Source organism: Spirosoma profusum, from assembly GCF_014699005.1.
Taxonomy (GTDB): domain Bacteria; phylum Bacteroidota; class Bacteroidia; order Cytophagales; family Spirosomataceae; genus Spirosoma; species Spirosoma profusum.
Map to the genome: position 1 here is coordinate 1 of NZ_JACWZY010000079.1, position 11501 is coordinate 11501.

Below are 11501 nucleotides of genomic sequence, written 5' to 3' on the forward strand. Positions count from 1 at the left end.
CATTGGTGGTTCTTTGTACTTACAAACCTACTGGCTCCTTATTTTATTTAAAATACCATTTTTAGACGGCCTCTTATGGGAGCACAATTTTGTTACAACTAACCCCTACCTTAAGGAGACGGAGGTTGTGCAGCCTGAGCTAATTCAACCATATCAATACCAGAGAAGCAGGGTTTCTTTTGCTGGCGCAAGTGGATGCTTTTTGTGTATTGACTATTCACCTGGGGAGAAAGGTAGAGAAGGCCAAATTATCTATCTTCCACTCAGTGAGCCAGAACCTTTGTCAGTAGTTTTTAACGACTTTGATGAGTATTTGTCTTTTTTAACCCAAGCCCTGACTAATGGAAACGTAAAGGTGAGTGAAGACGAGTACAACGATTCTATTCACTATTATTTTGAGAAAACTTGGCGAGACGACTGGACAGATATTGCCGCAAATTATATTCAGAAATAATAGACAGCTTTCGCTTCGCGTAGGGTCGCTTCCCGTCGACAGGATGCACGTCCCGAGAGGAGGCTTTGCAGCCCAACCAAATGAGGGTGTAAAGGTTGACGCTACGTGTGTTGTCTTGAGTTGTTTATCAATCCATCAGCCCTCATGGTCGTTGGGTGGATAGAACAAGCTGAAAAACAACGTAGTGGTCGGCTACGGTCGACATCAGACACGTAGTGACAGGGCAACTTTGGGCTCGTTGGGCAGCTCCGTCTGACGTAGCGTGTGACAAGGGAAACGCCCCGACTATGATATTAGTACTTTTATTAAGGGCAAAAAATAAAATCGTTAATTTTAAAGAGTATATACAAATGGGTATATATCTACAGGCTTACAAGGCGGATTTTGAGAAGGTAAATTGGGATTTATACAAAACGGGTAGCTGGATTCCCATTGAGCAAAACTCAGAGACACTTACTTTGTGTGTCAAAATGGGTCAATTACTGCAAATATCTTGGGCCTATGAACATGCTGCCCCACATCTTGATAAAAATATAAAAGTGATGTATCACACTTTTTTTGACAGTGTTAACATTTTTTTTTATGAAGAAACTTATATTGACACGAAAAGATATTCAGAGAGTTATAATGATGATTTAGGATTATTAAAATATCAAAACGATCTATATTGGAAATCATACAATCATATATCATTAAATAATATTATTAACGAATCAAAAAACATCAATTATAATTTTATAGAAAATTCATTGATATATTCACTTCGAAATGACGATCATATTACTAATGACTATATTGGAAATAAAATAAATGAACTTAAGTCTTTCACAGATGAAATTATCAATATATATAAAAATTGTGTTTTAGAAGAGAAGGGTGTAATTTTCACGTTAGATTGAAAGTAGAATATCATACCTGGACTTGCTACTTTTTACTGGACAAAATGCCAAGTAACATTTTTATAGAAAACAAGTCTAATCTCACAAATTGCTCCCACTTGAGACGACGTAGCATTCAAGTATCTGTTTCAATATTGGGGGGTAAAGAGATAGTGTTTGGGCAAGAATTTAATGATAAAAACCTCAACTCAAGCCGCGAAGAACACATGGCTTGAATCTAAAAACGGTCAGCCTCTGTGACTGATGGGATAGCATTCGTTTATATTTTAATCTTTTCAACAACCTTCATCAAAATGTAGCGTATGCTGGATCCATCCATCGGTGGATTTTTAACCTGTTCCCTTTTAACGGTTAGAGTGTATTCGAAGCCCTCTTCATAGGCAAAGCCTTCAATACCGGAGTAATGCAACGTCCAGGTAGGGTCGTCTTCCAATTTGACCCACAGACACTTCTGTGGACCGACACCTGTGCAATCTTTATATTGCTCGGCTACTCGCATCGTAATGGTTTGGGCTTCTAAATCATTCTTATCACAAGCCGAAAACAGAAAGAGGAGGCAAACCCAAAAAAAACGAATGATGTAATTCATGGCTATTTAGCCGTGTAAATGGTGAATAAATTTTCTGGTAAGACTCCTTTTCGACTACTTACGTTGTATGCAGTTGAAAAAAGTATTACAACATGTTCACAGGGAGAGTTTTAGCAATTCACGCTTACAAACCAGTCGCCTGCTAGCAGCGACTTCGCCTGACAGTTGATGGTTTCCTGATTTACAGCCAAGAGTTCATATTCTCCTAAAACGCTCGTGGCTGTTGCACAACTCATGTGTGGACATGATGTCCAAACAAATAATTTACCCGCTACTAGGATTGAGTTTTAGGCCCCAAATTGGGCTGATTAGGGCTTGAGACTATCGAGGTTTCTTTAGAATGGGAGTTGTGCAACCGCCACGCTCATTTATGTAAACGGTTGACACCTACTAAAAATAGATATTGAATTTGCTTAGCGTAATTCATTACAGTCCGCCCTGCGGTCCTGTTACTAAAAAATCCTTTAATAAGCCCGTATCGACTTTTGCAACAGCCACCTCGTTTAGGAAAAGCTGGGTGATTTGATTGTTTGTTATAAATGCTCTTGACTAGCTAGCAAGCTTGCTAAGAGAAAAATGAATCCGATCATGTTTACCCAAGCCCGCCAACGATGGTAGGTTAACCATTGATCGCGTATGCTTAGCCAGTTAACCGGCAGTTCGGTGGCTGACCAACGCTTCATGACCTGGTTTAAGGGAACATTACCTCGAATGGCCACTAGGACTGAAATGATTACCATACCTAAGGCAATGCCTAGCAAGCAGACACTCCAGGTAAGGCCTCGCTGGTAGAAGATCCATAAGACGACTAATGTCAGAACGAGTTGTAGTTGGGCCAGTATTTTAGCCCATTTGGCCATATAGGGATCAATGGCCTGATGATAGTTAACGAATGTTTGGCCCGAGACGTGCCGCTCCCAGGGAGCAATTAGTTGCAGCAGACTGATCCCAAAAAAGAAGGCATACAGCGCTATGGTCACTAAAAGCAGGAAAGGAAATAGCATAAACTGGATACTAAAGTTAACGGATCGACTTTAAGTTAGCCAATCTACCAAAATTTCGGTTTTAGAGGAATTCTCCTAAATCGCTCCCATGAGAGACGACGAGATCTTCATGCATCTGTTTAAATATTGGGGCGTTTAGTGAAACGGCATTTAGCCTATGTTCCGTACCTTGGCTACATACAGCAGGAATGAATGTAAAGTCATCCACACCAGAGAGAATAACTTCGTGTTTGACATTAACTACTAATTAGTGAATTTTGAGGTAATATGAAGTTTTATCTCATGGGAAAGTCTCTTTCCCAGTCCGTAGGCAAAAAAGATGTTGATGTTACTCGCGTTAGTGGTGGAGAAATGGAGTTGTCACTCAAACAAGCATTAGGGTTGATTGATAAAGGTGTCATACTTAAGTCTCCACCATTATTTTCGCCTTTCGTCATGTATCATTATGGTGATCCTCGTTTATGGGAGCGCATTCGTTGCGATATACATTGGTTTATGCACGTTGGCCCCGCTGATAAAGCCATATTGATTTCAAATAAAGTTAAGTCTTTATTCAAGTCCTTTGCTATTTCTGAGCCATATCAATTCTATTCCTCAGAGCTGCGCTTCAAAAATGAACTTTATGATTATTCTATTTTACAATTGCTTAATGACTGGTTAATCAATGTGGATTTGGTCAACAGTCAGTATGCCATTTACAGACCCGCTACATACCCCAATGTTGAAATAATGCCTCTTGAAACTAGAGTTTCTTCAAAGGAAGAATTTCTTCGTATCAACTCAGAGTTAATCCAAAATCACAAAGGTCGCATTAGACCAACTCTGTTAGCTTTCAATCAATATTCAGATCTTATTCGGATTGCTGCTGGCCTAGAGATATCTGGCTTATACATTTCGGAAAGGCTAAAAAATGCCTTTGAAGAAGAACAGATTACAGGTGTCGAATTTAAAGAGTCAGAAATGATTTTTGAATTCAAAGACCATTGAACTAAACGCGAATGCTAGTAATAGAGTTTGACAGATAGTAGACCAATACACTGTTATCCTCGATTTCGCTCTTCTCACAAATCCCTCCCAACTGAGATGTTGTAGCGTACATATATTTATTTCATTTAACTCTGGTAAGAGTACGATTACCCAAGTTCAATAAATTAAGCGCCATCAAATAGGGCATGATGAAGGGGAAAGCAGGGATGGACACTAAGTAAGAGGCAATCTCCAGCGGTTCAATCGAAAGGGTTGGTAACACAATCAGTAAAGCGCCGACTAGACTGAAAACCACATAAAGACGACAAGCCGTTGACGTCAACCAGCCAACTGATTGTAAGGCTACCCCAAAAGCAGCCGTAGCTAAATACAAAAGAGCTACCTCCACCCCACTAATCCAACTAAAAAGCGCGCGCATGGACAAGTACCAATCGGGCCTTTTGGCCACTGAAGCGGCCGAAAAGTTGGTGAACGATTCGACTAAAAAGCTCCCCCAATAGGCCATGTTGGCAATAAATAAAGGCATGGCGATGCCCAGCGCTAGTAAACCAAGTAACCAGTATTGCTTCTCCCCACTCTGGCGGAGTTTGTTTGCCAGCAAGGCCAGCCCAACAGTAATCAGCATCCCCCCTATGATCAGCAGAGCATAGCGGACCTGTTGTTCGGTAGCGGTCTCGACCCATTCTGGTATGGAAGTAGGCGGAGGTCCCATTCCCGCAAAAACAGTAAACCCGATCCAGGGAATGATGACCAACAGGGCAATGGTGCCGAGTTGTCTTTGCTCAGGGTCGGGATTGGTGAAGCAGTTCTTTCCCAGGCTCCAAACGGCGAATGCCATCAGGAGGGCATGGGCCATCCAGATGGGTAGATAGAGTTGTGGTTTGCTGTGGCCGATTACTAAAGCCACGCCAGCAGCTAAAAAAGGAACTAGGGTAAGGTAGAACCGGCTGAGTGCTTGTGGGTTGGTCATCAGGAAGTGGGGTGGCAAAATCAGTTATTTGAGGTAACCAATCTACGCATTACTCAGCAAACTACGGTAAACGACGTTTTCTCACAAAAATGCTCCCATTTGAGACGATAGAATGTTTACTTCTGGAACTATCCATTATATCTAGTCGGTTAACGCCTTCTTGACAGATAGCCACTTATTGAACGGAACAGATTACCAATTTGATTAATAACTACTCAGGATGCGCGCTAAATGGATCATGTTGATACTGATTGGTTCTATCCGCTTCGCTACGGCTCAACAGAACAACACTCAGCCAAAATCACTGACCATACCCCTGAAAAACAATCAGACGATTGAGTTTATCTGGATCGAGCCGGGGCCGTTTCTCATGGGCTCACCAGCCTCCGATCCACTCGCGGATGACAACGAAAAGCCACAAAAGCAAATCCGTATCGAGAACGGATTTTACCTGGGCCGCACGACCGTAACCTTCAGCCAATTTCAGGAGTTCGCCTTAGAGGAGGGCTATCTGACCGATGCGGAAAAGGAATTACGGCCTGCCTGGCGCGGTGGGCACGGGTTTAATACCGATAAGCATAAATTTGAGGGGTTGTTCCCTCAGTACACTTGGCGGAATCCAGGCTGGACTCAACTCGCCAATTATCCCGTTGGCAACGTAAGTTGGAATGATGCCACTAAATTTTGTGAGTGGCTAAGTAAAAAATCAGGGAAATTGGTGCGTTTGCCCACCGAAGCAGAGTGGGAGTATGCCTGCCGGGCGGGAAGCACGAATCGTTTTTTCACCGGCGATGATCCACTGAGTCTGAAGGGCTACGCCAACGTACCCGATGAAGCCCTGAGGGTAAAATTAGGTGAACCTGCCAGCAACGGACTATTCGGGTTTAATGACGGCTATGCCTTTACCGCTCCCGTCGGTCAGTTTAACGCTAACGCCTGGGGCTTACAGGATATGCTAGGCAACGTGTTCGAATGGTGTGCTGATGAGATTGCTGAGCCTACTCCGCCCAAGCGAGTGCTTCGGGGCGGTTCTTACAATCTCAATATTCAGACTTGTCGATGCGCATATCGGGGTTTTTCCAAGCCGGATGGTCGGTATAGTTATACAGGCTTCCGTGTGGTTGTCATGCCGTAAAGTGGGATTTTAGTACTTTAAGAAGTCAAGGACGAAATAATAGCAAGCAAGTAAACGGTCTTTGGCTCCGTCTCAAAAAATGCTCCCACCTGAGACGAAGGAACATTCAAGTATTTGCTTCTTGATTGCGGCAATCGGCGAGTTAGCACTTATTGCAAACTAACTTGCTACAAACAACACAGCACTTAATCGACAAATGGAAAGTTTACCAATTTGGCAAATGATTAAAAAGTATTCGGTTTTGGTATGCTTGGGTACTTCAATCATATTAATAATAATAGCAACGTTGGCCTATCCAGGCGGCTCAGTGCTTGACAAAAATTCTATCGGGTTTGACTGGTCAAAAAATTTCCTAAGCAATTTGTTTGCACCAAAAGCGATAAATGGGTCAGAAAACCCTGGCTGGATTTGGGCACTTAGTGGAATGCCATTCCACTCGGTTGGGTATGGATTTTTTTTATCAATATGGCAAAAAAAATCGCTTCACGACAATGGGCTACTAGTTTAAAATTTATAGGCGCTACCAACATCATACTTATTTTCTTAATCGCAACCCCCTTGCATGATCTGGGAGTCATATCGATCATTTTAACCTTAATTGGTTTATTTACGATTACTGTATTTATCCTACAGTCAAAACTTCATTTACTTAAAGTCTGCTGTATTCTTTGCTTATTGACTTATTACTGTTTCTTTTTCCTTTTTGGTTTAGGTTATTTGAGTTTGTCCGTCATCATGCAGAAAGTATATAGTATAAATGTGAATCAAGAGTAGAAAGCAAGGATGTATAAGCCAGCCGCTAAACGGCCTAAACAGTGTAACCACACTCCTTTTTCAGACCGAATACGACTGCCGTCCTGCAAATCAACCCGGGTAATGAGCCATTTGAACAGACTTTCCACCGGTTGGCGCAGGCTACTCACGTAACGCGAATACAGCTTGTCAGCCGCGTCAATCCGAGCTTGGCCTTTGGCTTTTTTTATCGGCGTCACTAAACGCACCTGCTGTTGACTAGCCAACTCAGCCGCAAAAGGCGCACTGGCATAAGCTTTATCACCCACTAAGGCCACTGACTCCAGGGCAACCACCGGCACCCCCAGTGCCGATAAGTCGTTGACCGAGGCCGCCGTCAGGTGTAATCGTTGGGGTAAGGGCAGTCGACCCAAGCGGTCGGTCGCCAACATATGCCACTTCAAGCCGTGATAAAACAGCTTTTTGGTGGCGCAATAGCCTTTGTCAGCCAACCCTAAGGCCACACTGGCCGAAGCAGGCTGGCGGGAGAGGATGATGGGCACCGAATCGGTCAAGACCACATCGGCCAATAGATCGGAGCGGGTTTGCACGTGTTGACTCAGCGCATCCAGCAGGGATTCAAAGTGCCAACCGATCTGATTCAGGCGGTAGTTGACGGCCTGATAGGAGGGCAGTTGGGGAAACCAGTCGGCCCAATGCTCAACGATGTAGTCATAGGTTAGCCGCAAGCTGAATCGGTGCTTAAGCAAGCCAAACAAATAGATCGTCATCAGCTCTTGGTCGGTAAAGTTGGGGCAATAATTATTGCTCTGTCCGGGGCCGCCCATGCGGTTGGAAATGCAGGGCCGGATGCGTAGCATAGTGGCGGCAAACGTAGTCGTAGAGGGCAATAAGTTGTAGTTGTAGCATTCTACAAACTTACCACTCACGCTACGTTTGTCGGTTTCAACCCTTGATTCACATTTATAGAGATTGACTACGATAAGATGCTGTTCATTGTGCAGGATCAGTTGCCTTCGCATGCAAAAACGTTCACCCGGCAAGCCATGATTTATGGGCTCAACCTGAAAGCAAAGATCATACACGGAGGTAAAAACTATTCCTTCTGGTTTGGTTTTGACACGGGACGTGATGGCACCATGGTATTACGTGAAGATTTTACCCAACAACCCGGGGTTTGGGAACACCTGGAGGAATTGACGGTACTGAATGGTCGTAAAATTGTACGCTTGGATGCTACGATCGCCGGCGTAACGTTTAAAGACATTGTAACAAATGCCGCTGACCCGACTAAACCGGCAGCAAGGCGGGCAGGATCATTATTGGGCAACGCGATTCTAAACCATTTCAATACGATACTGGATTATCGGGCTGGCTATATCTATTTAAAGCCCAACAGCCGTGCCAACGAGCCTTATTCTAATTATAAGAGTTACGAAAGCGAAATGAAAAAACTGAAAGAGAAGGGCTAACCTGGCTCACGACAAAAAATGGTTCTATAGCGTCCTATATCCTCGAGGAAGCATTTGCAATAAGAGTCATCCTTTGCCGTCAGCTATTAACCTGAAAAAATGTAGACTACTTCCTCATTGCGACTGTCTTTCTACTACATTCCCTTTTATGAAACATTTCCTAAACTTGATACTCTTTGTACTAATTGTGCAATGCTGCTGCTGCTCCGACTATAACTCAGAGCGGACCATAGGTTTTGACAAGCTGAATGACAGCATAAAAATCGCAACTTCCAAGGCCGAATCATGGTCACAAGGTCCAGAGTCAATTTGTAAGCACTTATTCCCTACAGCGGTGAGTCTTGAAGGAAATAGACGCTACTTCATCCATGTTAACTGCTCAAGCAAAGCTTCCTGTGAGGTAACGATCATTGACGAGGGGCGAATTGATGATAAAGTTTATGGCCAAAGATGGAACGCTACATTTAAAAAGACAGCACCATACTGGCAGCTGACTAAGCTCACAAAGTCATTAAAGATCCGCTAGTTGTAAGGAACGTCTGCCAACATTGTAAGGGCAATAATGCGGGATGACGAATATATCTCAGCTTTTTATTCCTTTATGCAGGTCACAACTTGAGCGGACACTCGATTACGAGCAAAAACAGATTATGGCCCATGATTTTGTATTCTTACAATAAACCTCCCATGTGAGACGAACGAGCGTTCATGTGTCTGCTTCAAAATATGGGCGTTTGACGAGACGGGTATATGGTCGTTTTACAGACGTATGATATTGTTAGTTCGTTTGTAAATCCAAATTAAATGCCCATTTGATAGTATTGAACCATTCTGAAATCGTATATCCTACTAGAGTTACAACTCTTTAGGATGATGTACAGAAGCCAATCGATCCTGATTGCCGAGCGAGTTTTGTACTGTGGGTAAGTTGCCAGCCTATCGCGCCTTCCTTGGTCAAGGCTTTTCAGATGTACTATGAGGGGATATTATTTGATTGATCATCGTTACTTGCATCGCTGTAAGCTTCCAGGCATTGTTCGTTTTCACAAAAATATCCGTTAGCACTTTATATTCTTTATCCCCTTTTTTATACTGATGAAAAGGTATAGCATAATCCTTGTCTGTCAGTAAGGTTTCTTCAAGATAAACGACCGCTATATCGGCTGTAATAAATTTGACACGTTTGATGTCGAACGTCAAGGAAGTGGCAGATAGGCAGCAATCGCTAAGTTGTGTGAGATTCCTAAAGATTTCATTTTTCCCGTTCCACAACTGACCTACACCGTTTATTAACGTTCCTTCATCCGTAAAATGATTGCTGAAACTTTTCCAATCGTGCTTGTTCCAGGCAATTTCCTGTTGCTTAATAACCTGTTGGATCGCTACCTGCTCCTCTTTTGTTGCGGCTGGTTGCGGCTGGCCGAAGGTGATGTTAAACAGCAATACAGTACAGCCCAGAAAAATCATTGTTTTCATGATCGATTCATTTTGTTTGGCCAAAACTACGTAGCCGCCCCGCCAGCATAGGGGTAAAAAAACGACAATCGTTCAATTAAAAACTGTGGGAACTGTAAGCATGTAATTGTAAACGGGTTTCCTCTTCCAACAGCAAGGTAGGAGTAGTGCCGGCAAATTCTTTAAAATCCCGACGCATGTGCTGAAGGTCATAGTAGTTATGTTGCAGCGCCACGTCGAGCCAGTCCAGATCGGGGCGTTGCTCTTTCAGGCGAAAGGCCTTACTAAAGCGCGCCAGGCGTCGAAACAGTGTGGGACTAAGTCCTACTCGTTCGTGGCATTTCCGTTCGAACTGCCTGGAGCTTAGGCAAGCCTGGTCAGCTAAATAATCCAGTGAAACCAATCGGGTTGGGTCCGAAAGCAATTGGAAAGCCTTATCAATTGGATGCGGTGCTAGCTGCTTTTTCTGAAACTGGCGGATCAAAAAAGCTTCGACGATTTGCTGCATCCGGTCATAATTGGTTGTTTCTCGCAGTTGTTCGTTCACTTGTCGGATTTCGGCACTCCAGAGTAGGGAAATGTCCAGTGAGAAATCAAAGAATTCAGTCATGGGAATACCCAACAGCCGATGTAATCCCCCTGGCTCAAAAAATGTAGCAACGATCAGGTGATCTCGTCCCATCGTCAAATCGACTCGGGAAATCTGGGCGCCAACACCAATACAAGCGGGTGCAGTAATTATCTGTCCGGTTTGGTGGTAAAAGATATCCACTGAATCGCGGGGATAGAACGAGAGGTTCTGCACCGCATGGGGTGGAAAGGGGTGGGTTGGCAAAGGCAAGCCAGCGGGAGTTTTGACATGAACAATCTGGTAGCCTTTTATAAAGCTAGCCAGCAGGGGTTTAGGTGGATAGAACTGAATGAACATCGTCCTTGAGCTAGTTGAAAAGCAGTTACCTTTCGAATTAATCTTGTACCCGTTTGGCTGGCCCGTAACCAGTTGGGTGAACGCATAAGCATCCCAACGTCTTAGCGGTTGCCCTACGAATAAACAAAAAGCTACTCATAAAACAGCAACCAACCTAGGAAAAGTAACTTCTGTTTACGGGTATAGGTAACGTAAGTTGTCATTCGATGCTTCTCGGGGGCATTAGTTATCGTTATCTTATCACAAGATAAACCACCTTTTACTCGAGACTATCGAAACAGATTTGCAACGTTCTTTCCTGGTATGTAACCCCTGTTTTGCATAATCTCATTAAAGGCTCCTGTGTGAGACGAAGCAGTATTTATGTATCTGCTTCATAATTGGGGCGTTTAATAAAACAATATTTAGCCTGATATTCCGTACTTTAGCTTACATAGAATTGATTATAAGACAAGTCATGCGGCCTATTATTATTATTTTAGTTTTGCTGATTTTGGGCTCAACCAATTCGTTGGCTCAGTCGAAAACGATGGCTATACCATTAAAAGCTGTTCGTGGCTATTTGCCTGATTCTTATCAAGCAATTGGTACTGGGATTGCTAATTATCTGGCTGGCTATGAACAGCAAGAGTTCGCTCCCTTCAAGGGGATTCCTGATGATTTGGTCGAAAAGAAAATACGCTCTGTTGAATTTGTCAAAGGTCAAAAAACCTATGAAGCCTACAAAAAGGGGCAAATCAAGACTCAGGATTGGCAAGAAATGGTTAAACGACGGCGAATTGATACCACCCAACTATGCCCTTATCCGATTAAAAACCAACTTAATATTCTCATCGGTCGAAATAAGTAAGCGCG

General features: G+C 43.3%; 13 protein-coding genes. 7 read left to right on the forward strand and 6 right to left on the reverse strand.

Annotated features, from left to right (window positions below):
• Positions 1–454: SMI1/KNR4 family protein (locus tag IC229_RS35055; protein ID WP_190893695.1), on the forward strand; the 454-nt coding region annotated here is incomplete at its 5' end.
• A gap of 215 nt (positions 455–669) precedes the next feature.
• Positions 670–1353, forward strand: a complete 684-nt coding sequence (locus tag IC229_RS35060) for a hypothetical protein (RefSeq protein ID WP_190893697.1) — start codon at positions 670–672, stop codon at positions 1351–1353.
• A gap of 259 nt (positions 1354–1612) precedes the next feature.
• On the opposite strand, the gene IC229_RS35065 is transcribed toward IC229_RS35060, so the two are convergent.
• Positions 1613–1942 (reverse strand): DUF4377 domain-containing protein, encoded by a 330-nt coding sequence (locus IC229_RS35065; RefSeq protein WP_190893699.1) that lies wholly within the window; start codon positions 1940–1942, stop codon positions 1613–1615.
• Positions 1943–2475: 533 nt separating this feature from the next.
• Complete coding sequence (locus IC229_RS35070; RefSeq protein ID WP_190893701.1) at positions 2476–2946, reverse strand: hypothetical protein; 471 nt, start codon at positions 2944–2946, stop codon at positions 2476–2478.
• Between the two features lie 282 nt (positions 2947–3228).
• On the opposite strand from IC229_RS35070, the gene IC229_RS35075 reads away from it, so the two are divergent.
• Positions 3229–3933, forward strand: a complete 705-nt coding sequence (locus IC229_RS35075) for a hypothetical protein (RefSeq protein ID WP_190893703.1) — start codon at positions 3229–3231, stop codon at positions 3931–3933.
• A 121-nt stretch (positions 3934–4054) separates the two neighbouring features.
• Here the strand turns inward: IC229_RS35075 and IC229_RS35080 are convergent, their stop codons facing one another.
• Positions 4055–4903 (reverse strand): hypothetical protein, encoded by an 849-nt coding sequence (locus tag IC229_RS35080; protein WP_190893705.1) that lies wholly within the window; start codon positions 4901–4903, stop codon positions 4055–4057.
• A 220-nt stretch (positions 4904–5123) separates the two neighbouring features.
• Between IC229_RS35080 and IC229_RS35085 the strand changes: the two genes are divergently transcribed.
• Positions 5124–6038, forward strand: a complete 915-nt coding sequence (locus IC229_RS35085) for a formylglycine-generating enzyme family protein (RefSeq protein WP_190893707.1) — start codon at positions 5124–5126, stop codon at positions 6036–6038.
• Between the two features lie 196 nt (positions 6039–6234).
• Entirely contained in the window at positions 6235–6546 is a 312-nt protein-coding gene (locus IC229_RS35090; RefSeq protein WP_190893709.1) for a hypothetical protein, read from the forward strand.
• A 256-nt stretch (positions 6547–6802) separates the two neighbouring features.
• Here IC229_RS35090 and IC229_RS35095 read toward each other — a convergent pair whose 3' ends face one another.
• On the reverse strand, positions 6803–7813 hold the full coding sequence (locus IC229_RS35095) for a transposase (protein WP_190893711.1): 1011 nt from the start codon (positions 7811–7813) through the stop codon (positions 6803–6805).
• Here IC229_RS35095 and IC229_RS35100 point away from each other — a divergent pair.
• Complete coding sequence (locus IC229_RS35100; RefSeq protein WP_190893713.1) at positions 7778–8263, forward strand: hypothetical protein; 486 nt, start codon at positions 7778–7780, stop codon at positions 8261–8263. The genes IC229_RS35095 and IC229_RS35100 overlap by 36 nt on opposite strands.
• Before the next feature lie 954 nt (positions 8264–9217).
• Here the strand turns inward: IC229_RS35100 and IC229_RS35105 are convergent.
• The gene (locus tag IC229_RS35105; RefSeq protein ID WP_190893715.1) at positions 9218–9739 is read right to left on the reverse strand and encodes an SgcJ/EcaC family oxidoreductase; all 522 of its coding nucleotides are present in this window, start codon (positions 9737–9739) and stop codon (positions 9218–9220) included.
• A gap of 76 nt (positions 9740–9815) precedes the next feature.
• Positions 9816–10646: a helix-turn-helix domain-containing protein gene (locus IC229_RS35110; protein ID WP_190893717.1), complete on the reverse strand. Its 831-nt coding sequence runs from the start codon at positions 10644–10646 to the stop codon at positions 9816–9818.
• A gap of 457 nt (positions 10647–11103) precedes the next feature.
• Between IC229_RS35110 and IC229_RS35115 the strand changes: the two genes are divergently transcribed.
• Entirely contained in the window at positions 11104–11496 is a 393-nt protein-coding gene (locus IC229_RS35115; protein ID WP_190893719.1) for a hypothetical protein, read from the forward strand.
• Positions 11497–11501 lie beyond the last annotated feature (5 nt).

Excerpts from the sequence above, each read along its gene's own strand:
- IC229_RS35110 (WP_190893717.1), bottom strand. The coding sequence starts at position 10,646 with ATGTTCATTCAGTTCTATCCACCTAAACCCCTGCTGGCTAGCTTTATA.
- IC229_RS35065 (WP_190893699.1), bottom strand. The coding sequence starts at position 1,942 with ATGAATTACATCATTCGTTTTTTTTGGGTTTGCCTCCTCTTTCTGTTT.
- IC229_RS35100 (WP_190893713.1), top strand. The coding sequence starts at position 7,778 with ATGCTGTTCATTGTGCAGGATCAGTTGCCTTCGCATGCAAAAACGTTC.
- IC229_RS35090 (WP_190893709.1), top strand. The coding sequence starts at position 6,235 with ATGGAAAGTTTACCAATTTGGCAAATGATTAAAAAGTATTCGGTTTTG.
- IC229_RS35080 (WP_190893705.1), bottom strand. The coding sequence starts at position 4,903 with ATGACCAACCCACAAGCACTCAGCCGGTTCTACCTTACCCTAGTTCCT.
- IC229_RS35070 (WP_190893701.1), bottom strand. The coding sequence starts at position 2,946 with ATGCTATTTCCTTTCCTGCTTTTAGTGACCATAGCGCTGTATGCCTTC.
- IC229_RS35095 (WP_190893711.1), bottom strand. The coding sequence starts at position 7,813 with ATGCGAAGGCAACTGATCCTGCACAATGAACAGCATCTTATCGTAGTC.
- IC229_RS35085 (WP_190893707.1), top strand. The coding sequence starts at position 5,124 with ATGCGCGCTAAATGGATCATGTTGATACTGATTGGTTCTATCCGCTTC.
- IC229_RS35075 (WP_190893703.1), top strand. The coding sequence starts at position 3,229 with ATGGGAAAGTCTCTTTCCCAGTCCGTAGGCAAAAAAGATGTTGATGTT.
- IC229_RS35115 (WP_190893719.1), top strand. The coding sequence starts at position 11,104 with ATGCGGCCTATTATTATTATTTTAGTTTTGCTGATTTTGGGCTCAACC.
- IC229_RS35105 (WP_190893715.1), bottom strand. The coding sequence starts at position 9,739 with ATGAAAACAATGATTTTTCTGGGCTGTACTGTATTGCTGTTTAACATC.